17 protein-coding genes are annotated in these 21,850 nt (G+C 34.0%); 8 read left to right on the forward strand and 9 right to left on the reverse strand.

Translation table 11 applies throughout. From position 1 onward, the window contains the following. The first annotated feature begins 28 nt into the window (after positions 1–28). Entirely contained in the window at positions 29–745 is a 717-nt protein-coding gene (locus MTP08_RS05740) for a DUF2490 domain-containing protein (protein WP_243577440.1), read from the forward strand. Here the strand turns inward: MTP08_RS05740 and MTP08_RS05745 are convergent. The 8 genes from MTP08_RS05745 to MTP08_RS05780 form a co-directional block, all read right to left on the reverse strand. After that, positions 742–1,188 (reverse strand): phosphohydrolase, encoded by a 447-nt coding sequence (locus MTP08_RS05745; RefSeq protein ID WP_209390292.1) that lies wholly within the window; start codon positions 1,186–1,188, stop codon positions 742–744. The two genes, MTP08_RS05740 and MTP08_RS05745, sit on opposite strands and share 4 nt — an antisense overlap. A gap of 104 nt (positions 1,189–1,292) precedes the next feature. Beyond that, a complete protein-coding gene (locus MTP08_RS05750) occupies positions 1,293–1,610 on the reverse strand; it encodes a hypothetical protein (protein WP_243577441.1) in 318 nt (105 codons plus the stop codon). Between the two features lie 133 nt (positions 1,611–1,743). Next, on the reverse strand, positions 1,744–3,108 hold the full coding sequence (locus MTP08_RS05755) for an MATE family efflux transporter (protein ID WP_243577442.1): 1,365 nt from the start codon (positions 3,106–3,108) through the stop codon (positions 1,744–1,746). Between the two features lie 69 nt (positions 3,109–3,177). Then, entirely contained in the window at positions 3,178–4,362 is a 1,185-nt protein-coding gene (locus tag MTP08_RS05760) for a sigma-54-dependent transcriptional regulator (RefSeq protein WP_243577443.1), read from the reverse strand. A 55-nt stretch (positions 4,363–4,417) separates the two neighbouring features. Continuing rightward, complete coding sequence (locus MTP08_RS05765) at positions 4,418–5,077, reverse strand: YggS family pyridoxal phosphate-dependent enzyme (protein ID WP_243577444.1); 660 nt, start codon at positions 5,075–5,077, stop codon at positions 4,418–4,420. A gap of 249 nt (positions 5,078–5,326) precedes the next feature. Beyond that, the gene (locus MTP08_RS05770) at positions 5,327–8,053 is read right to left on the reverse strand and encodes a heavy metal translocating P-type ATPase (RefSeq protein WP_243577445.1); all 2,727 of its coding nucleotides are present in this window, start codon (positions 8,051–8,053) and stop codon (positions 5,327–5,329) included. A 183-nt stretch (positions 8,054–8,236) separates the two neighbouring features. Further along, positions 8,237–8,797, reverse strand: coding sequence for a helix-turn-helix domain-containing protein (locus MTP08_RS05775; RefSeq protein WP_243577447.1), 561 nt, complete (start codon positions 8,795–8,797; stop codon positions 8,237–8,239). Then, a complete protein-coding gene (locus MTP08_RS05780) occupies positions 8,794–9,195 on the reverse strand; it encodes an acyl-CoA thioesterase (protein ID WP_209390296.1) in 402 nt (133 codons plus the stop codon). The genes MTP08_RS05775 and MTP08_RS05780 overlap by 4 nt, the downstream gene beginning before the upstream one ends. Before the next feature lie 337 nt (positions 9,196–9,532). Between MTP08_RS05780 and MTP08_RS05785 the strand changes: the two genes are divergently transcribed. The 3 genes from MTP08_RS05785 (at position 9,533) to MTP08_RS05795 (ending at position 11,957) form a co-directional block, all read left to right on the forward strand. Further along, positions 9,533–9,709, forward strand: a complete 177-nt coding sequence (locus MTP08_RS05785; RefSeq protein ID WP_076394683.1) for a histone H1 — start codon at positions 9,533–9,535, stop codon at positions 9,707–9,709. A gap of 245 nt (positions 9,710–9,954) precedes the next feature. Further along, positions 9,955–11,100: a carboxypeptidase-like regulatory domain-containing protein gene (locus MTP08_RS05790; RefSeq protein WP_243577449.1), complete on the forward strand. Its 1,146-nt coding sequence runs from the start codon at positions 9,955–9,957 to the stop codon at positions 11,098–11,100. A 23-nt stretch (positions 11,101–11,123) separates the two neighbouring features. Next, positions 11,124–11,957, forward strand: a complete 834-nt coding sequence (locus MTP08_RS05795) for a GLPGLI family protein (RefSeq protein ID WP_243577450.1) — start codon at positions 11,124–11,126, stop codon at positions 11,955–11,957. A 79-nt stretch (positions 11,958–12,036) separates the two neighbouring features. Here the strand turns inward: MTP08_RS05795 and MTP08_RS05800 are convergent, their stop codons facing one another. Continuing rightward, positions 12,037–14,160 carry a Tex family protein gene (locus tag MTP08_RS05800; RefSeq protein ID WP_243577451.1) on the reverse strand — a complete coding sequence of 708 codons (2,124 nt, stop codon included), beginning with the start codon at positions 14,158–14,160 and terminating at the stop codon, positions 12,037–12,039. A 426-nt stretch (positions 14,161–14,586) separates the two neighbouring features. On the opposite strand from MTP08_RS05800, the gene MTP08_RS05805 reads away from it, so the two are divergent. The 4 genes from MTP08_RS05805 (at position 14,587) to cas1 (ending at position 21,806) form a co-directional block, all read left to right on the forward strand. Continuing rightward, a complete protein-coding gene (locus MTP08_RS05805; RefSeq protein WP_209390282.1) occupies positions 14,587–14,856 on the forward strand; it encodes a MerR family transcriptional regulator in 270 nt (89 codons plus the stop codon). Positions 14,857–15,243: 387 nt separating this feature from the next. Further along, positions 15,244–15,885, forward strand: a complete 642-nt coding sequence (locus MTP08_RS05810) for a DUF6266 family protein (protein ID WP_243577452.1) — start codon at positions 15,244–15,246, stop codon at positions 15,883–15,885. A gap of 827 nt (positions 15,886–16,712) precedes the next feature. Next, the gene (cas9, locus tag MTP08_RS05815; RefSeq protein WP_243577453.1) at positions 16,713–20,900 is read left to right on the forward strand and encodes a type II CRISPR RNA-guided endonuclease Cas9; all 4,188 of its coding nucleotides are present in this window, start codon (positions 16,713–16,715) and stop codon (positions 20,898–20,900) included. A gap of 12 nt (positions 20,901–20,912) precedes the next feature. After that, positions 20,913–21,806, forward strand: a complete 894-nt coding sequence (gene cas1 / locus MTP08_RS05820) for a type II CRISPR-associated endonuclease Cas1 (RefSeq protein ID WP_243577454.1) — start codon at positions 20,913–20,915, stop codon at positions 21,804–21,806. Positions 21,807–21,850: the final 44 nt, after the last annotated feature.

The raw sequence follows: 21,850 nt of genomic DNA on the forward strand, positions 1-21,850 counted from the left end.
TCCTATATTTTTGCAAAAAATTTATTGGATGAAACTTATTGTAAGTTTTGCTTTATTAATAAGCATAAGTATTTTGAAGGCTCAGGAACACGTATCTTCATTTAATGCACTAACGATTAACTATAAGTTTCATCCTAAATTTTTTATCTATGCGGAAGGACAGGCAAGAGGGATTGAAGATTATACTTATCCAGATTATTATGAGATAAAAGGAGGTTTGGGGTATAATCTCACCAAAAATCATAAACCATTTATAGGTTTAGGGAGATATGCCACTTATAAAAACCATGCCATAGATAAAGAAGAATTCCGTGTTTGGTTGCAGGATATTATTGATTTTAAAAAAGGAATCGTAAAATTTGAAAACAGATTCCGTGCAGAAAAATCATGGTTTTATGAGCCACAAAAAGACATCAGTTCAGAAAGAATCCGCTATCGTTACCGTCTTAATATTTCTGTACCTTTAAATTCTAAAAAAATTGGTCCAAAAACACTTTTTGCCAATGTTTACGACGAAATTTTCTTAGTAACACCCATGAAACCTACGTTTGCCAGAAACAGAGTTTACGGAGGTTTTGGATATCAGATTGATGATCATTTTGGTGTTTTGGGCGGTTATCTTTGGCAAAGAGAATTTGAAGCTAAAGGAAACAAAAATGTACATTTTGTATATCTTGCTCTCAACATCAATATAGACGACACTGGGAGTAAAACCAAAACCTACCATTTTCCCGGAGCAGATTAATATTTTTCTGTTAGATAGCGATAAGCTTTCAGGTATTTGTTGAATCTGTGGATGTCTTTTTGTGTAAGTTCCCGGTTCACCCTTCTAAGATCCATATTATCCCGAAGATCATTCAGTTTTACAGCAACAGCCAAAGGAGATCTTTCTGTACGTTTAATAAAATCTTCATACGCTTCTTCAGGATCGAACTTTGTAAGACAGCTTACCGCAAACAGAATATATTCCGGAAATCCTTCAGATCTTAAATACTCAAAACTGAATTCTTCTGCATGATCTTCTACCACGTCATGCAAAACACCAACAATTTTCTCGTCTAACGTTTTACCATATTCCATTACACGCATTACGTGGGCGATGTACGGAGCCTGATATTTATCTTTTTGTCCTTTATGTGCTTTATCAGCTATTTTTATTGCTTTATTTAAAAGTTCTTCTTTGGTCATTATTCTTGTAAAAAATAGTCTGCAAAAATAAAAAACAAAGCATATAAACTCAACAGTTCTGAATACAAATTTCAGAAATTAACAATAAATTTTATTAATATAGTTTATTTAGAAGCAATTTCTTTTTTCAAAACAGGTTCTAATGCATTAGGCATTTTATACTTTGAAGTATCTACAGAATTAACCTTTAATGCAGAATATAAATTGACGTTGTTAGGTATATAAACAGGCATCTTGTAAAGATTTGCAATTGCACTGTCTGGTTTACTTATGTATGGTGAGTTATAATATGGTGAATTATAAAATAGCGGTCTTTGTTGATAAAAAGTCTTTAAACTATCTATTTTAAAGGGTTTTATTTCAGTATTCTGAGCAGAAAAAACTCCTGTACCGGCGATTAAGAAAAAGAATAGGTTTTTCATAAGAATCAATTTAAAAATAAAATATTCATTATAATCGGTGAAAGATACAAATTATCTTTTATATCATACCATAATGAATTAAAAATGGCCGGAAAAAATCCGACCATTGTAAGTAATAAATAAAGGTTCTGTCTTATTTCGTATTTTCATTTATACGTCTGGAAGACAGGTTAAGAAAACGTTTTACGAGCATACACGCAGAAATCGTTAATCCTAAACCAAGGGCAATCCACATTCCGAATGCACCCATTTTAAGAGTTACACAAAGGAAATATCCCAAAGGAATCGTAATTAACCAATATGCAATAAAAGTATAAATCGAAGGAATCTTTACATCCTGCAATCCTCTAAGCATTCCCAAAGCGGTTACCTGAATTCCGTCTGAAAGTTGAAATAATGCTGCAATAATCATCAGTTTAGAGGCTAAAGTTATCACTTCAATTTCTTCGGGTTTTGTAAAGAAAGTAGGGAGAATATTTCGCCCTACAATAAATACAAATCCGCAGAAACACATAAAGAGAAAAGCAATTTTAAGATTGTTGATTCCTATTTTTCTTAGTTCAACAAAGTTTTTTTCGCCCAACTTTCTCCCAATCATCACCGTTGATGCAACACTGAAACCAATGCACAGATTAAAGGTAAAAGATGCCATACTTAAAGCGATTTGGTGAGAAGCGATATCGTGGGCAGAAATGAGTCCGCAAATAAATGCTGCTCCTGCAAAAGCAGTTACCTCAAAGAACATCTGTAAAGCAGTAGGGAAGCCTAGGCGAATCATTTTTTCGAACATTTTCTTAGAGAAAACCTGCATTTTTAAAGAAAAATCTTTAATATACTGTCTTGTTTTATTCTCTTTCAGCAAAACGAAATATAAGAATACCACCATGAAAATTCTGGCAATAAGACTTGCAAGAGCAGAACCCTTTACACCCATTTCTGGGAAAATCCATATTCCTTTAATGAAAACATAATTTAAAACAATATTAATTACGTTAGCAATAATGGTAGCTTTTGTAACCCCAATGGTATAAGACAAACCTTCTGAAACCTCTCTTAAAGTCTGAAATGCCATAAAAGGAACAATGCTGATTGCCATAATAGTCAGGAAATCTACAGTATCGGGTATAATTTTTTCCGGCTGACCAGAATGGTAGAGCAGAGGCATTGCCAAAAGCAATACTGCCATAAGAATGGTTCCTACCGCCATATTGATGACAAAACCATGACTGAAAACAGAATTAATGGTTTTGTGGTCATGTTGAGAATGAGCCTGAGAAACCAATGGCGGAATGGCAAACGAAAATCCCAATGCCAAAACAAACATGGAGAAAAATACGGCATTCCCAAGTGAAACTGAAGCTAAAGCATCTGCTCCCAATAATTTACCAACGATTATATTGTCGAAAAGGTTTACAGAAACCTGCCCAACCTGCGTAAGCATTACGGGAAGAGCAAGCGTTAAGGCTTCTTTGGTATAGTTTTTATTTAAAAAGTTCATATCATTACAAAAAAAAATCTGCAGCATAAATACTGCAAATTTTTATTATTTAAGACAATTAAATATTAATTATTTTCTTACAAAACTTGCAACATCTTCTTTAGAAACAGTGTTTCCACCAAGAATGATTAATCTTTCTACCACATTTCTCAACTCTCGGATATTTCCGGTCCATGATAGTTCTTTCAGTGCATCTATAGCAGTATCATCAAAGCTTTTTAAGGCAGTGCCATGCTCTTCGGATATCATTTTAGAAAAATGTTCTACCAAAAGTTTAATATCATCTTTTCTTTCATCCAAAGGCGGAACATAGATTTCAATTACAGAAAGTCTGTGGTACAGATCTTCTCTAAATCTTCCCTCAGCAATTTCTGTCTGCATATTTTTGTTGGTTGCCGCCAAGACACGTACATCAACTTTAATTTCTTTATCGCTTCCTACAGGAGAAACTTTACTTTCCTGTAAAGCACGCAACACTTTTGCCTGAGCAATAAGACTCATATCACCAATCTCATCTAAGAAAATCGTTCCGTTGTTGGCTTGTTCAAACTTTCCCTGTTTATCTTTAATAGCTCCGGTAAATGAACCTTTTACATGCCCGAAAAGTTCAGATTCTATTAATTCTGAAGGGATTGCAGCACAGTTTACTTCCACCATCGGACCTTTAGATCTTTCGCTTAAATTATGAATAGCGTGTGCAACCAATTCTTTACCAGCACCATTGGGACCTGTAATTAAAACTCTTGCGTCTGAAGGAGCCACTTTTTCAATCATCTCCTGAATTTTCTTCAAAGGAGCAGAATCACCAATCATTTGGTACTTTTTACTGACTTTCTTTTTAAGTGTTTTATTTTCAGATTGAAGATTTTTATTTTCTTTTTTTAGAGTTTCTTTAGCCAAAGCATTTTTTACGCTCGTAATCAGTCTATTGATGTCTATTGGCTTAGAAATAAAATCGTATGCGCCATCTTTAAGACAAGAAACTGCAGAATCGATATCGGCATGACCAGAAATCATGATGAATGTAGTTTCCGGTTTTAAGGCTAAACTCTGTTTCAAAAGTTCTGTTCCTGAAAGCTTCGGCATCTTGATGTCTGAAATTACAAGGGCAAAATCTTCTTTTTCTACCTGTTTGTAGCCTTCCAGCCCATCATCGGCGATTATAAATTCATAATCATTGAGTTCATCCGAAAGAATACTGTGGAGTACTCCGGAAATTGCTTTTTCGTCTTCTACAATAAGGATTTTTTGCATAGGTGCAAATTTAGTTAATTTTTGCTTGATTATTAGCAAATATCATTCCTAAAATCTATTTAGAATAATCTCTTCTGCCGAAAATAGCCGATCCTACACGTACTGAATTCGCACCGCATTCAATAGCCAAAGGAAAATCATCGCTCATTCCCATAGAAAGAGTCTGCAAAGTATGGATCTCACTTAATTCATCAAAAAGAGTCTTCAAAACTGAAAATTCTTTACGAATCTGGCTTTCATCTTTCGTAAAGGTTGCCATTCCCATTAATCCTGTAATTTCAACATGGGGAAATTCGCCGTTGGTGAATTTTGTGAATAAATCTTTGGCATCAGCAATTTCAAGTCCGAATTTACTTTCTTCATCAGCAATTTTCACCTGCAATAAAACTTTTATGGTACGTTGATGCTTCGCTGCTTCTTTATTAATTTCATTTAAAAGCTTCTCAGAATCTACACTTTGTATGGTATCTATAAATTCTGCAATATATTTAACCTTATTGGTCTGCAGGTGCCCGATTAAATGCCACTGGATATCTTTTGGAAGCAACGGGTATTTTTCGGTAAGTTCCTGAACTTTATTTTCTCCAAAAACTCTCTGTCCAAAATCATAAACTTCCTGAATAGCTTCAACCGGATGTGTTTTAGACACCGCAACCAATTGTACATTTTCCGGAAGCTGGTTTTTTATGTTATTGTAATTCTCCTCTAAACTCATAATGGCAAAGTTCTGAATTTAAGTTTAAATTATAGAAACTTTAGAGCAAAAACCTGTTTATATCTCTAGAAAACTTTCTGCATTATTGAAAAAGCGGTTTTACTTATTTCCTAAAAATAAAATTTAAAATGATAAAAAGTTAAATAACTTGAGCTCGGATAAGAATTTATAAAACACAAAGCTGAACAAATGTCTTTTCAAAATCTATAATTTAAAGTTTTATTATCCCAAACTCAAGTTGAATAATATTTAATCTAATTCAGCAGAATTTAATCTTAACGAATTTAAAATTACAGATAAAGAGCTGAAACTCATCGCTGCTGCTGCAATCATCGGTGAAAGAAGAATCCCGAAAAACGGATATAATAAACCTGCTGCAATCGGAATGCCTAAAACGTTATAGACAAAAGCAAAGAAGAGGTTTTCTTTAATGTTTCTCAGCAATTTTTCGCTAAGCGTTTTTGCTTTTGCAATTCCTAAAATATCTCCTTTCAGTAGAGTGATTTCTGCCGTTTCCATAGCAACATCGGTTCCTGTTCCCATGGCAATACCAATATTTGCCTGTGCAAGAGCAGGGGAGTCATTAATTCCGTCGCCGGTCATGGCAACAATTTTTCCCTGTTGCTGCAATTTTTTTACTTCATTCAGTTTATCTTCGGGAAGACAGCTGGCTTTGTAATGTTTAATGCCTAATTCATCTGCCACAGCTTTTGCGGTATGCTCGTTGTCGCCCGTCATCATCATCACATCAATTCCGTCATTTAATAAATGCTGAATTGCTTTTTTCGAACTTTCCTTAATTTTATCGGTAAAGCTTATTAATCCTAAAACCTCATTTTCTTGAGCGATATAAGAAATCGTATGGGCTTTTGACTGAATTTCTGTTGCTTTCGACTTTAAATCCTCTGAAATCTTAATATTATTGGAATTTAGAAGATTCTCATTTCCTAAATATATCATTTTTCCATTGATGATTCCTTTTACGCCTTTTCCTGAAATGTTTTCGAACTTTTCAACTTTTTCGGTAGTAATATTTTCGTCTTTAGCTTTTTTAATCACCGCATTAGACAGCGGATGTTCTGAATTTTGATTGAGTGAATAAGCCAACTTCAAAATTAAATTCTGATCGGCATTATGGGTTGCTTCAATATGTTCCAAAGAAGGTTTCCCTTCGGTTAAAGTACCTGTTTTATCGGTAATTACCACATTTACTTTATTCATAAGTTCAAGAGCTTCGGCATTCTTAATAAGAATTCCGTTTTTGGCTCCTTTACCAATTCCTACCATTAAAGACATGGGCGTTGCCAAACCTAAAGCACAAGGGCAGGCGACAATTAAAACCGCAACAGCATTCACAAAAGCAAATAAAGTTTTTTGACCTTCGGGACCGAAAATCTGCCATAAAATAAAGGTGATTACCGAAACCAAAATTACAGTAGGAACAAAAACTTTTGCCACTTTATCGGTAAGTTTCTGTATCGGAGCACGGCTTCTGCTTGCATCATTCACCATTTTTATAATTTTAGCAAGGAGCGTTTCATCACCCACTTTTTCGGCTTTCATCAAAAAAACCTGGTTTCCGTTAATTGTTCCCGAAGTAACCTTATCATCTGTATTTTTTTCTACAGGAATGGGTTCTCCTGTAATCATACTTTCATCCACCACAGAATTTCCTTCAGTAATGATGCCGTCTACAGGAATTTTTTCACCGGGTTTTACTTTTAATATATCTCCAATTTTAACCTCAGAAAGCGGAACTCTTTTTTCTTCATTATTTACCATTATATTGGCTTCGTCAGGAGAAAGATTCATAAGTTCTTTAATGGCATTTCCTGTTTTTTTATGGGCTAAAGCTTCCATTAACTGCCCTAAAATTACCAAAGTCATAATAACACAAACCGCTTCAAAATAAAGAGGAATTTCATGATTATGTCCCCGTATTTCATGCGGAAGTATGTCTGGAAATACTAATGCCACAATGCTGAATATAAATGCAGCAGCAACTCCCAAGGCAATTAAACTGAACATATTTAAGTTCCAGGTTTTAAAGGAAACCCAGCCACGCTTCATTAAAAACCATCCGGAATAAAACAAAACCGGCAACGTAAGAATCAACTCGAAAATCCCCTGAACCTGATGAGAAAAAGGAAAATCTATGAACATTCCGCCCATCGATAAAATAAATACGGGAACGGCAAATGCCAAAGAAATAAAGAATTTTTTTCTTAATATTTTGTAGGTATCATCTGTTTCTTCTTCGCCTTTTTCAGGATATTTCACCAGATCCATCCCGCAGACAGGGCAACCTACGTTGCTGTCGTAAGTTTTATCGCCCTCGCAAAACATTGGGCAGTAATATCTTCCCGCCATTTCATCTGTAACCTTGGGTTTTTCGTGTTGATGATTGTGATGATGAGAATGCGGTACGGAATTTTTTACCAAATCTTCGGTAATTTCTTCCAAATGCATGTGGCAAACCGGGCAGTCTGTTTTTTCATGATATACCTTATCGCCTTCACAGAACATCGGGCAATAGTATTTACCGATATTGTCTTTGAAGTTTTCGGGTAAGTGGGTAGAAGAATAAGTCGGTTTATAGTTAGAATCTTTCGCTAATTTCTCTTCAATCGGAACCAAATACATGTTACAGACCGGGCATCTTTTTCCCTGCTGAAAATATACTTTGTCACCTTCGCATTCCATCGGGCAGTAATATACCGAAGAAGGAGAAACCCTATCCTGAGGTTTAATAAAAGTCTGATCAGGATTACTCGGATCTTCAAGCTTATAATTCCCGATTTCTGAAAGGAAATGATTGAGCTCTTTAAGGCTGATTTCTTTATCTGAATGTATTTCGGCGGTGCTGTTCTCAAGATTGATCTCTGCCGAAACTCCTTCTAAACTGTTGAGTTGATCTGAAATTTTCTTCTGGCAACCCGAACAGGTCATTCCTAATACTTTATATTGTTGGTGCATAACTCTAAATTTATTACAAATTTCCAAAAACGATTTTGTAAGCTGTTATAAATTTAGGGATTATGTTTATATTATTTTGGAATAAGTTTTTTTAGATTTTAATCTTAATTAGATATCCATAATAGCTTTGCATTTATTTATCGCAAGTGAAATGAAGTATTTTAAGCAGACCATAAGAATGTGTTATATTTTGTCTAAAGGTTTTCTGTGTCCTGCTTTCAGTTTTTTAAATTCGGTAGGAGTGAAGCCTGTAACCGTTCTGAACTGTGATGATAAATGCTGTACACTTTTATAGCCTAATTTCCCTGCAATTTCTGTCAGATTAAATTCATTGTAAAGCAAAAGTTCTTTTACTTTTTCTATTTTTTGAAGAATAAAAAACTGTTCTATCGTTATATTTTCGTTTTGAGAAAAAGTTTTAGAAAGTGCACTGTAATCTTTATGTAGTTCGGAACTCAGATATTTAGAAAGCATAAAATTTTCGTCAATATCCAGCTTTGAAATTTTAATAATGATAAGACCTTTAACCTTATCTGCTAACTGATGGGCTGCTTCCTTAATTCTTTCGAACCCGGTTTCCACTAAGCGTTTTTCAATATTTTGCAGGTCTTTGGCAGAAATACCTTGTTCCGTTTCTACTTCGCCGAGATTAATAGACTTTATTTGAACAGAAAATTCATTAAAAATAGCCGAAACAGCAGAAATACATCTGTCGCAGACCATATTTTTGATGAATACTTTCATAAATTTTCTTTAAGCTTAAGGCGGTCTATCACAAATTCAACCTGAGTTTTGCCGTGTGGAGCCGGGTTTCCGTTCTCATCCAGATTTACCATTACAATTTTATCAACGGTAATAATGGTTTGATGCGTCATTTTATTTCTCACCTCACAGGCAAGGGTAAGAGATGTGGAGCCAAATTTGGCAACTTCGATACCAATTTCTATAATATCTCCCTGTTTTGCAGAGCTTACAAAGTTGATTTCCGAAATAAATTTGGTCACCACCTTTTTATTTTCCAGCTGAATAACGGCATACAAAGCAGCTTCTTCATCAATCCACTGTAATAATCTTCCTCCGAATAAGGATTGGTTGGGATTCAAATCTTCTGGTTTTACCCATTTTCTTGTATGGTAATTCATAATCTTGTATTCTGATGCAAATTTAGACTTTAAAATGCTTATTTCAAACCGAAGAATATTTAGTAAATCTAAAAGAGCTATTTGTATTCTCAATAATGTTTTTTGCTCTGTTCACCGAATATTTTAATGTTAAACTGTTGGTGATTGAGTTTTAAAAGGTCTGTTGAAAGTGCCAAAAATGCTTTGAAAGATCCAAAAAACAGGCTTGTTGATTATTAAATATTGTTAAAATATTAAAAAAACTGCGATAAATGCAAGTTTAGAGGTGTTTTTTTGAGGCTGATGTTAGGCTGAAATCATCTGAAACCATATATTTGCAACCTAAATTTTTATAAACATGAAAGAACTTATCGAAAAAATCAACGCAGAATTTGAAGCGTTCACTACAGAAGCCAACCAACAAGCTGAAAAAGGGAACAAGGCAGCAGGAACAAGAGCTCGTAAAGCAGCTTTGGAACTTAGCAAACTGTTCAAAGAATTCAGAAAAGTTTCTGTTGAAGAATCTAAAAAATAATAATGAAACCGGCTCTAAGCCGGTTTTTTTATAAAAGATGGGTTTGTAACTGTTAAATTATTCTAATTTGAACGGCAAACTTCCTAAAATATCTCACATTTCCTTAAATTCATTTAAAGTTTATTAAATATTTCAACTGTTGTAGAAATATAAGATATTTGAGATTATATTTGTTTCATAAAAAACGCTGCAATCCATTTGGTAATCAATCTTTGCTGTGATGTGTTGCATTTTAAAATTTATCTATGAAACAAATCTCTTTTCTATTCATTCTCTTTTCCGCTGTTCTTTACTCCCAGAAAATTCAGGTGTTGGATGAAGATAACAGTAAAGCAATTGCCAATGCCCGTATCGTTTCAGAAAATCAGATTGTGTATACCAATGAAGATGGCTTTGCACCCGTTTCCGCTCAGAATAAAAGTTTTGAGATTTCTGCACCGGGCTATCAGACACAGAAATTGAGTGCATTCCGAAATGTAGTTAAGCTTCAGGCTAAAGTTACCGATATTGATGAAGTTAAAATTGTGAATGTTAATCTAATGCCGTTATTTGAAGATTTATCCAAAAACTATCATAAAAGATATTATGATGAGCCCTCTTTATACGATGTTACGCTGAAGTCTAAATCTTTTAATAACAACCAACTGACTATGCTGGTTATTGCTGAAGCCAAAATGTGGACGAAGAGCAATTCTTATAATTACAAAGACGGTATTAGAAAGAATTATGATAATATTCTTCAGATGCAGCTGAATAATGTAAAGTATTTTAAAAAGAAAAAAGAAGGAGTTTTCAATTCTAAAAGTAATGATTTTAACCATGCAGACATGGGAGATTACTTTTTCAATTTTGAAATTCAGAGGCTAATTGCCAATATGAAAATGAAGAAAAGCAAAACCATTGGCAGACTTTTGGGAGAGAAGGGCGATCTTCAGCAAATTGGCATCAATATAAAATCTGAGAACGGCATTATCATAGAAGGTGAAATGGAATATAATAAAAAAGACAAGGTAATCACCTTTTACGAGGTAAATTATCAGCAGTCGGGTTATCCTCCATACAAAAAGAAAAATACGGAAGGCGTAGAATATGACTTTCAGCTTGGAGATGTTTGGGTTACTTTCGATTTTTATAAAAAAGATAAAACCTATGTTTCTGCATTAAAAAAGACAGAAGCAGATAACTTTAAGATTACCCACGACGGCATTACCGATGTAAGAAAATCGAGTACAGAAATGATCTATAATACTTTCAGCAAATCCGATAAAAAAGGTCTTGATCCTAAAGTAGATTTCAGTAAAGATTTCTGGGACAATGTACCTGTTAAAGAAGATAAGGAAACCACCATTCTTTTATCTCAGAAAGAACAGGATTTTGTAAATGGTAATTAGGTCTATAAAAATAATATAATATTATGAAAATCGTTTTATTAACCGCTTGTGTTCTGTTTTTTTCTCAGGTAAAAGCACAGACTTACCGTTTTATTTATGATGTGGAGTACAAAAAAGATTCTGCCGAAAGCAGTATAACCAAAGAAAATTACCATCTCGACATCCGCGATCAGCAGGTAAGATATTATCCTCGGGATTTTTACATTGGAGATTCTCTGGTGGCAAATAATCTGCCGATAGCGAAAGATATGAAATTCAATACCTCATCAATCCTTACCCATCAGAAGGGAAGTGATGGGTATGAAGAATATGATATTCTTGAAAATGTTGCTCTTAAACGGTCTTCTAAAAATACCCAAAATTGGAAGCTTAGCGAAGAAAAAAAGACTGTAAAAGATCTTACGTTACAGAAAGCAACCACTACATGGGGCGGAAGAAACTGGGTGGCATGGTTTGCTCCGCAAATTCCTTTTAATGAAGGTCCCTATAAATTTCATGGTCTTCCGGGGCTGATTGTAGAGCTGTATGATGACAACAATAATTACCGTTTCGAGCTGGTGAAGAATCAGAAATTAAAACAATCTTATCTTAATCAGTTTATGGATTATTTTATGCAGTCGGCAGTTCCGGTGAATGAGCAGAAATACAGAGAAGCCAAACTGAAATATTATGATTCTCCCATAAATTATCTTCGAAACGCAGTAGGACAAACCAAATCGAATGAAGAATTTTATCTGAATGACGGAACTCTTGTAAAGCAGGATAATTACCGTGAGGTAAACGAAAGGCTTAGAAGCTCTATCCGAAAATACAATAATCCTATAGAACTGGATAAGGTCATTCAATATCCTAAATAACCTCAGCTTAGTATTAAAAAACGATTCAGCAGCTCGGTATTGAGCTGCTTTTTATGTTGATAAACTATTAATTAATACATTATAGAATCATGGTAAGCTGAATTCTTTTTCTCGCTTCATCTACTTCTGTTACTTTTACCTGAACGTGTTGGTGGAGTTTTACCACTTCATTTACATCCGAAACAAAACCCTCTTTCAGTTGAGAAATATGTACCAGACCACTTTCTTTAATTCCCAAGTCTACAAAGCATCCAAAGGCGGTAATGTTATTTATAATACCGGGAAGAATCATTCCTGGTTTAAGATCAGATATTTTTTTAACGTTGGGGTCAAATTCAAAAACCTTGGTAGCTTTTCTGGGATCCAATCCTGGTTTTTCGAGCTCTTTCAGAATATCTTTAATCCCGATGATTCCAATAGTATCTGTAATATACTTTTCAGGCTGAATGGCAGCAATTTTTTCTTTATTAGAAATAAGTTCTTCTGTTTTTAATCCTAAATCTTTAGCCATTTTTTCTACAATTCCATACGCTTCCGGATGAACTGCCGAATTATCCAGAGGATTTTTCGCATGGCTGATTCTTACAAATGCGGCAGCCTGCTGATAAACCTTTTCTCCCAGTCGTGGAACTTTTTTCAGTTGCTTACGGTCTTCAAAAGCACCATTTTCAGAACGGTAGTTAACGATGTTTTCTGCCATTTTCTCCCCAATTCCGGAAACATAGCTCAACAGAGATTTACTGGCGGTATTCAGATTAATTCCTACAGCATTTACACATTTCATAACTGTAGAATCCAGTTCGCTTTTCAGCAGGGTTTGGTCTACATCATGCTGATACTGTCCTACGCCAATAGATTTGGCATCTATCTTCACAAGTTCTGCCAAAGGATCAGATAGTCTTCTTCCGATAGAAACTGCACCACGTACAGTAACATCAAAGGAAGGAAATTCATCTCTTGCAATTTTACTGGCAGAATATACTGAGGCACCTGCTTCCGATACAACAAAAACCTGAATAGGCTTATCGAAACCAATTTTTTTAATGAAAAACTCTGTTTCTCGGCTTGCGGTACCGTTTCCGATAGATATTGCCTGGATGTTGTATGCATTTACCATCGAACGGATTTTCTTCATTGCCATTCCCGACTCGTTTTGTGGAGCATGTGGGTATATGGTTTCATTGTGGAGCAAATCTCCCTTTTCGTCGAGACAGACTACTTTACACCCACTTTTGAATCCGGGATCAATAGACAGAATTCTTTTTTCGCCCAAAGGCGGTGCAAGAAGCAGCTGTCGTAGATTATCCGAGAAAATCTCAATGGCTTTTTTATCTGCTTTATCTTTCGCTTCCTGCAGTATTTCGTTGGAGATTGCAGGTTCCAAAAGTCTTTTATAAGCGTCTTTTATGGCGAGGGCAATCTGTTCGGCACATTCATTATCAGATTTTAGAATGGCATTTTCAATAAATTCCAGAGCTTCATCTTTATCTATTCCGATATTTGTTTTTACAAAACCTTCTGTTTCTGCTCTAAGCATAGCGAGAAGACGGTGAGAAGGTATTCTGTTAACATTTTCTTCCCAGTCGAAATACTGCGAAAATTTCTGTGCAGTCTCCTCGTCTTTTTTTGCTTTTACCACTTTTGAAGTGATGACCGCTTTTCTCTGAAAAAGTCTCCTCAGATTTTTGCGGACATACATATTTTCATTAATCCATTCGGCTATAATATCTCTTGCTCCCTGTAAAGCTTGTTCTTCTGAAGCAACAGTACCGTTGAGGTATTTTGATGCTAAAGACTCCAAATCGTGGGCTTTTTGGCTCATAATGATTTTCGCCAATGGCTCGAGACCTTTTTCTTTGGCAGCATCTGCCTTCGTTTTTTTTCTTTTCTTGAAAGGCAGATAAAGATCTTCAATCTCCTGCAGGTCGAAACTGCTTTCTATTCTTTGCTGCAAGTCTTCTGTGAGGGCATTTTGTTCCTCAATAGATTTCAGTATGCTTTCTTTTCTTTTAACAATTTCTTCAAACTGTCTGTTAAGCTTTGCAATTTGTTCAATCTGAACTTCGTCCAGATTTCCTGTAACATCTTTTCGGTATCTGGAAATAAAAGGAACCGTGCAGTCTTCGGAAAGAAGCTTAAGTGTATTGGCAATGCTTTTAGACGATATATTGAGCTGTTTCTGTATAAATTCTATAGAAGTCATTTCTGAATTTTGGAAAGCGAAAATAGTCTTTTGTAACGATAAAGCCAATCTTTGTGCAGGTAATTTAAAAAAAGAAACTGAAAATTATTTTAACCCATAGTATATTTTAAATTTTGTTTTAGGAAATAAGTGAAACAGTTTTTTTTGCATTATTTCAATATTTTATAAGATTCTTCGTCTGTCGTTGTGTTTTCATGTAATAAAGAAAAACTGAGGTTTTTTAATTAATTCTTTATAGGTAATAAAATTCATTCAACGAATTTAAAAAATCATAAAAAAGATACATTATTCAAGACTCTTTTTTTAATTGTTTTAATCATATATTATTATGAATGAATAATATTTAAAGTATTGAAAATTTGATCGTTAATTGTATTGAACTGCTGTTTTTTTTATTATTTTTAATTCCCTTAAAAAACACAAATCATGAAGAACAAAAAAGCTTTTAAAATTGCAGATTTGCTTATTGCATTAATCGAATCTCACAGAGAAATGCTGGATATTCTCAGAAAAGGTTTTCCTCATCTTCCTACTACCGACAAGAGTTTTTACAAAGATGCTGCCGATACCAAACGCGAGCTGCATGTAAGCGACAGTACCCTTTACCGATGGCGGAAAGAAGGTCTTATTGACTATACCATCATGAAAGGGAAAATTTATTACGATACCACATCAATTCTTAAATACAGAAAATAATTTTTTGTGTTTTTATCTAATACAATAGTACTTGGTTTGTATTAACCTTTTATCAATCCTATAATTTCATTTTTGTTTAGCATACATTTTATAAATCTTTATCCTGAACTCAATTTAATTAACACAAAATTTCTTGTTTTCAAAATAATCTCTGGTTAGGACATAATTCTTTGTCTGTTGTTCGGGTGTGCTTTGGGTAACCTTCGGAAAAAACATTTCTTTACCGAAGAAAACCCGAAGAAATAGGGAAGTATTTCCGAAGCAATTGTATGAAAACCTGTCAATTCCATTCAAATTAAGTCAAATCCTGTCATAGTCATTCAGTGGTGTACAACCTTTTGTTTTGTGTAATAACTTCGCTGTACTAACCCATAAAAAACAAATATCATGGCAAGTATTAAGAAAGGAATTCTTGGAGGATTCTCAGGTAAAGTAGGAACTGTAGTTGGAGCTAGCTGGAGAGGCATCGATATTATCCGAAGCCTACCCAAAGAATCTCAGAAAGATCCATCGGAGAAACAGCTGCTTCAACAGGACAAGTTCAGAATTGCAGTTACCTTTCTGCAACCGCTGAAGTCTATCCAATCTTTGTATTTTGGATCGGGAAGTGGAGTGAAATCCAGAGTGAATTTTGCAACATCTTATACCATTAGCGAAGCCATACAGGTTGTGGCGGGTGTACCGGAGCTTGTATACAGTAAAGTTTTAATTACCAAAGGAGAGCTTTCCGGTTTCCAAAATGCGGCGGTCACTATGCAGGCTGGAGGTGTTGTGGAGATAAGTTGGGAAGATAACAGTACACAGGGTAATGCGTCGGCTGGAGATCAGGTAAGTGTGGTTTGCTACTGTAAAGATCTAAAAGATTTTCAGATTTTTGAAGGTATAGCTGTCCGCAGTGATCTTTCCGTCACAGTAACGCTGCCCAATTTTTGTGTTGGTAAGCCGATAGAAGTTTACATCTATCTCAATACTGAAAAGCAGACTTTTGCCAGCAACAGTTTTTATCTTGGAGAGCACACCGCTATTTAGATTGAAAAGTCCACTTTTAAAGAGTGGATTTTTTTTGTTTTTTACAAAGCACAAAAAAAGGTTGGGTGCCCTTTCTTGAATATTTTAGTTCACTAATTATTTAATTTTCTTAATCGGAGCTCATTAAACATTTGTGCACAAAAAAACCTCCTGATTATGGACAAGAGGTGACCCAAATGTTTTCACAGCGGAATAATTTTTATCTATCTTTATTTTAACGTGTTATAATTTTTATGTTTCCGATTTAATAACCTAATGTTGTATGTATAGTTTTAATTACTATATTTGCATAACAATTACAACGTATTAATTTACTTCATTAGGTTGATTAAATCGTTTGTGAATTGCTTTCGAATCTTATTTTTGAATGATAACCTCTTGATAAAGAGATGGATAAAACGAAAAATCCCTCGATGTTGCCGCATCAAAGGATTGTGACTAAGAATTAAATGTTTAATTTTAAATAAATTAAAATGGAATTAAAAAATCTTATTTGCTTTCGTTCATTTAAGCATTGGCGAAGCAAAAAGATAGTTCATCTATCTAAGCCATTTTGTTTTTATTGCAAAAAGCATAAATAAAAACATTTTCATCAGGTGGTTTTTTAACCGCCTGATTTTTTGCAAATATAATAAAATTTCATAGGCTTTTAAATAAAAAAAGGCGAGTTGCCCCGCCTTAAATGTTTTCACAACGGAATAATCCTTATTGTGAATTGCTTTCGATTACAAATCTAAAAATAATATTTTTAATCTGTTTACGGTTTTCCGTAATATTTGATAAAAAATTCTTTTTAAATTTAAGAAATTCTAATAAACTTGATAATTATGACTAAAAATATACTCGGATTGGACCTTGGAGTTTCTTCAATTGGTTGGGCAGTTGTGCAGGAAGATTCTAAAAATTCTCACAATAATAAGATTATTAAGGTGGGAGTTCGTGTTAATCCTCTTACGGTGGATGAGCAAATTAATTTTGAGAAAGGAAAGCCCATTACGACCAATGCAAGCAGAACTATAGCGAGAAGTGCAAGAAGAAATTTACAGAGATTTAAGATAAGGAGAGAAAATCTTATTGATGTTCTGCAAAAGAGTAATATTTTAAAAGAAACAGACCTACTTACAGAGATAGGAAAAAATTCTACATTCCAAACGCAGGAGCTTCGAGCAAAAGCGGCAAATAGTAAAATTGAATTGTCAGAATTTGCGAGAGTTTTGATGCTCATCAATAAAAAACGAGGTTATAAAAGCAGTCGTAAAGCTAAAAATGATGAAGACGGACAGATTGTTGACGGAATGGCTGTAGCTAAAAAATTGTATGAAGAAAACCTAACGCCTGGAGAGTATTCTTATCAATTATTAGCCGAAGGAAAAAAACAATTACCAGATTTTTACCGTTCAGATTTACAAGCAGAATTTGATAAGGTTTGGGGTTTTCAAAAACAGTTTTATGCCGAAATTCTCACTGATAATATTTATAAAGAACTACAAGGAAAAAATAAAAATGCTACTTGGGCAATTTTAAAAGAGCCTTTTTCTCTTGTTGGAATTAAACAGACCGGGACAATGCAGGAAAAAAAGGTAGAAAGATACCTTTGGAGAAGTGAAGCTGTAAGGAAACAATTAGATTTTGAAAGTCTAGCTATTGTTTTTCAAGAGATAAACGGTAATTTGTATAGTTCAAGTGGTTATCTTGGTGCAATAAGTGACAGAAGTAAAGAATTATATTTTAATAATCAAACAGTTGGAGAATATCTGTATAAACAACTTAAAGGAAATCCTCATACAAAACTAAAAAATCAAGTTTTCTATCGGCAAGATTATCTGGATGAGTTTGAGAAAATATGGGAGACTCAATCTCAATATCATAAAGAGTTGAATAATGAATTGAAAAATGAGATTCGGGATGTCATTATTTTTTATCAAAGAAAACTGAAATCTCAGAAAGGTTTAATCAGCATTTGTGAATTTGAAAATAGAGAAATTGAAATCAAAGAAAACGGAAAAACCAAAAAGAAAACGGTTGGTTTAAAAGTAGCTCCAAAGTCTTCGCCATTATTTCAGGAATTTAAAATCTGGCAAGTTCTAAATAATTTACAGTTTCAAAATTTAGAAACAAAAGAAATTTTCCCAATTGATTTAGATTTTAAACAGTCAATTTTTGATGAAGTTAATATCAAAGGAAAACTTTCTGCTAAAGATGTTTTAGATATTGTTGGTTATTCCGGAAAGGAGTGGAAAACTAATTTTACTGACATTCAGGGTAATATCACCAATGAAAATCTCTACACAGCATTCCTGAAAATCATAGCGTGCGAAGGAATTGAATTTCCTAAACAGTTTAAATTAACAATCGAGGATGAAATCAAAGTTTCTAAAATTCATTCTTCATCAGATAATATAAAACAGTTTGTTAAAGAGAAATTTTCAGAATTAGGTATTGATACTTCTATTTTGTACTTTAATCCTGAGTTAGAAGGAAGTGATTTTGAGAAGCAGGCTTCTTATCAGCTTTGGCATTTATTGTATTCTTATGAAGGCGACGATTCTCCATCAGGAAATGAAAAGTTGTACGAACTTTTAGAAAAGAAATTCGGTTTCAAAAAAGAACATTCCAAAATATTGGCAGAGATTGGCTTTTCTCAGGATTACGGAAGTCTTAGTTCTAAGGCAATGCGAAAGATTTATCCTTATATAAAAGAACATAAATATAGTGATGCTTGTAATTATGCAGGTTATAATCATTCTAAAAACTCGTTAACCAAAGAACAACTTGAAAATAGGGTTTTAAAAGAGCAATTGGATATTCTACCTAAAAATTCATTACGAAATCCGGTGGTTGAAAAGATTTTGAATCAAATGATAAATTTGGTAAATGAAGTCACAAAAGAATACGGAAAACTTGATGAAATAAGAATAGAACTTGCTAGAGAACTAAAAAATAATGCAGAAGAGCGTGCAAACATGACTTCTGAAATCAGTAAAGCTACCATTCAACATCAAAAATATACAGAAGTTTTACAGAGAGAATTCGGTATTAAGTCGCCTTCGAGAAACGACATCATCAGATATAAGTTGTATTTAGAATTAGAGAAAAATCTTTTCAAGGATTTGTATACGGATGTACAAATTAAACGAGAAGAATTATTTACGGATAAATACGATATAGACCATATTATCCCGCAATCTCGCTTTTTTGATGATAGTTTTTCTAACAAAGTTTTAGTACCGCGAGGTGCCAATCTTAAGAAAGGAAATTTTACTGCTTTTGATTATTTAGGAAATGAAAGTACTGTTAAATTGGAGAAATTTCTTAACATTATCAAAGAACTGTATGATAAAGGTGCTATAAGCAAAGCTAAGCATGAAAAACTTCAGAAAAAAGGAAATGATATAGGCGATGGCTTTATAGAAAGAGATCTACGTAATACACAATACATTGCCAAAAAAGCGAGAGAAATACTTTTGGGAATTACAGATTATGTGACTCCAACTTCAGGAAGAATTACAGATAAACTTCGTGAAGACTGGAATCTCGTAAACGTAATGAAAGAATTAAATCTAGAAAAATATAAGAAGCTAGGTTTAACCGAAACTGTAATTAATTCTAAAGGCGAAGAAAAACAGAGAATAATTGACTGGACAAAAAGAAACGACCATCGTCATCACGCAATGGATGCGCTTACAGTGGCGTTCACAACTCATAATCATATTCAATATCTCAATTATCTTAATGCGAGAAAAGATGAAAACCATAAACAGCATAAGGTAATTTCAAACATAGAAAATCTTATTACAAAAGTTTTTGAAAAGAAAAATGGTTCAAAACAAAGGAGATTTATAGAGCCCATACCTAATTTCCGATTTGATGCTAAAAAACAGTTGGAAGAAGTATTAGTTTCTCATAAAGCTAAAAATAAAGTTGTAACAAAGAATAAAAATAAAACCAAATCAAAAAATGGTGAAAAAGTTAAAGTTGAATTAACGCCAAGAGGGCAACTTCATAAAGAAACCATTTATGGTAGTGCAAAATTCCTTAAAACTAAGGACGAAAAAGTTTCTGGAAAGTTTGATTTAGAAACAATTAATAAAGTTCAGAATAAGAATTATAAAGAAGCTTTATTAAAACGACTGAATGAATTTGGTGGAGATTCTAAGAAAGCTTTTACTGGGAAAAATATTTTAGCAAAAAATCCAATATTTCTTAATGATGAGAAAACGGAACAATTGCCTGAGTCCGTGACTTTAGCTTGGTATGAAATAGGCTACACAATCAGGAAAACTGTTAATCCTGATAATTTTAAAGATTATAAAAATCTAGATAAAATCATAGACAAGGGTACAAGGGATGTTTTAAAAGCTCGTCTTTATGAATTTAATGGGAATGCTAAAGAAGCATTTTCTGATTTAGATAAAAATCCAATTTGGCTTAATAAATCAAAAGGGATTTCTATAAAAACGGTTACTATTACAGGGATAAGTAATGCTGAAGTTTTGCATTATAAAAAAGACCATTTTGGAAAGGAAATTTTAAATGAAAACGGAAATAAAATTCCAGTAGATTTTGTTAGCACCGGTAATAATCATCACGTTGCGATTTACGAAGATGAAAAAGGAAATCTTCAAGAAAAGGTAGTTAGTTTTTATGAAGCAGTAGAAAGAGTAAATCAAGGTCTTTCAATTATTGACAAAGAACTTAACAGTAATTTAGGTTGGAAGTTTCTTTTTACGATGAAACAAAATGAGATGTTTTTATTTCCATCAGAAGAATTTAACCCAAAAGATATTGATTTATATGATGAAAAGAATCTGAACTTGATTTCTAAGAATATATTTAGAGTACAAAAGTTTACAACAAAAGATTACTTCTTTAGGCATCATTTAGAAACCAATGTTGAAGATAATGCTAAATTAAAAGGAATAACTTGGAGAAGAGAAGGAATTAATGGAATAAAAGATATTTTAAAAGTTCGTCTAAATCATTTAGGCAAAATTGTTCACGTAGGAGAATATTAAAATTTATTAAATATGATCACCCGCTCCATCTACATTGGCAATCCTGCTTATCTCAAGCTCAAAGACGAGCAGATGAAAATCCTTTGTCCGGAAACCAAAACCGAAAAGGGGAGCGTGCCTGTCGAAGATTTGGGACTTTTGATGTTAGACCATTTTCAGATTACCATTTCACATCATCTTATTCAGAAAATGATGGGGAATAACGTGGTGGTCATTAGTTGTGACGCCCATCATTTGCCGCACGGGATAATGTTGCCACTGTACGGACATACCGAACATTCCGATAGAGTAAAAGACCAGCTGGAAGCCAGCGAACCGCTGAAAAAACAACTTTGGAAACAAACCATTGAATGTAAAATCGAAAACCAAAAAAACGTCTTGATGAAGCTTGGAAACTATTACGAGCCAATGCTTGAGTATCAGAAAAACGTAAAATCTGGTGACATCACCAATATGGAAGGCATTGCTGCACAGCATTACTGGAAATATCTCATCAGTCTCGATTTTCTGCGGCAGCGTTTTGGAGATTCACCCAATCAGTTTTTCAATTTTGGATATGCGGTTCTCAGGAGCATTGTCGCCAGAGCCATTGTAGAAACCGGTTTGCTGCCTGTTCTGGGGATTTTTCATAAAAATAAGTACAATCCCTATTGCCTTGCGGACGATTTGATGGAGCCTTATCGTCCGTTCGTCGATTTGCTCGTGATGCAGTGGCTGAAAATCAATCCCGAAACAGAAGAACTCACCAAAGAATTTAAAGCCCACATTCTACAGATTGCCACCAAGGATGTGTTGATTGACGGTAAAACAAGACCCTTGTTAGTCGCTGTAAAAACCACAGCTTCATCGCTTTACAAATGCTATACCGGAGAAAAACGGCTCATTTCCTATCCAGAACTGCTATGATGATTCTTACAAGTTGGGCGTGCCCCAATGTTTTTTTTCCAACA

It is taken from the genome of Chryseobacterium oryzae (genome assembly GCF_022811665.1).
GTDB lineage: Bacteria > Bacteroidota > Bacteroidia > Flavobacteriales > Weeksellaceae > Chryseobacterium > Chryseobacterium oryzae.

Excerpts from the sequence above, each read along its gene's own strand:
- MTP08_RS05740 (WP_243577440.1), top strand. The coding sequence starts at position 29 with ATGAAACTTATTGTAAGTTTTGCTTTATTAATAAGCATAAGTATTTTG.
- MTP08_RS05745 (WP_209390292.1), bottom strand. The coding sequence starts at position 1,188 with ATGACCAAAGAAGAACTTTTAAATAAAGCAATAAAAATAGCTGATAAA.
- MTP08_RS05750 (WP_243577441.1), bottom strand. The coding sequence starts at position 1,610 with ATGAAAAACCTATTCTTTTTCTTAATCGCCGGTACAGGAGTTTTTTCT.
- MTP08_RS05755 (WP_243577442.1), bottom strand. The coding sequence starts at position 3,108 with ATGAACTTTTTAAATAAAAACTATACCAAAGAAGCCTTAACGCTTGCT.
- MTP08_RS05760 (WP_243577443.1), bottom strand. The coding sequence starts at position 4,362 with ATGCAAAAAATCCTTATTGTAGAAGACGAAAAAGCAATTTCCGGAGTA.
- MTP08_RS05765 (WP_243577444.1), bottom strand. The coding sequence starts at position 5,077 with ATGAGTTTAGAGGAGAATTACAATAACATAAAAAACCAGCTTCCGGAA.
- MTP08_RS05770 (WP_243577445.1), bottom strand. The coding sequence starts at position 8,053 with ATGCACCAACAATATAAAGTATTAGGAATGACCTGTTCGGGTTGCCAG.
- MTP08_RS05775 (WP_243577447.1), bottom strand. The coding sequence starts at position 8,797 with ATGAAAGTATTCATCAAAAATATGGTCTGCGACAGATGTATTTCTGCT.
- MTP08_RS05780 (WP_209390296.1), bottom strand. The coding sequence starts at position 9,195 with ATGAATTACCATACAAGAAAATGGGTAAAACCAGAAGATTTGAATCCC.
- MTP08_RS05785 (WP_076394683.1), top strand. The coding sequence starts at position 9,533 with ATGAAAGAACTTATCGAAAAAATCAACGCAGAATTTGAAGCGTTCACT.
- MTP08_RS05790 (WP_243577449.1), top strand. The coding sequence starts at position 9,955 with ATGAAACAAATCTCTTTTCTATTCATTCTCTTTTCCGCTGTTCTTTAC.
- MTP08_RS05795 (WP_243577450.1), top strand. The coding sequence starts at position 11,124 with ATGAAAATCGTTTTATTAACCGCTTGTGTTCTGTTTTTTTCTCAGGTA.
- MTP08_RS05800 (WP_243577451.1), bottom strand. The coding sequence starts at position 14,160 with ATGACTTCTATAGAATTTATACAGAAACAGCTCAATATATCGTCTAAA.
- MTP08_RS05805 (WP_209390282.1), top strand. The coding sequence starts at position 14,587 with ATGAAGAACAAAAAAGCTTTTAAAATTGCAGATTTGCTTATTGCATTA.
- MTP08_RS05810 (WP_243577452.1), top strand. The coding sequence starts at position 15,244 with ATGGCAAGTATTAAGAAAGGAATTCTTGGAGGATTCTCAGGTAAAGTA.
- cas9 (WP_243577453.1), top strand. The coding sequence starts at position 16,713 with ATGACTAAAAATATACTCGGATTGGACCTTGGAGTTTCTTCAATTGGT.
- cas1 (WP_243577454.1), top strand. The coding sequence starts at position 20,913 with ATGATCACCCGCTCCATCTACATTGGCAATCCTGCTTATCTCAAGCTC.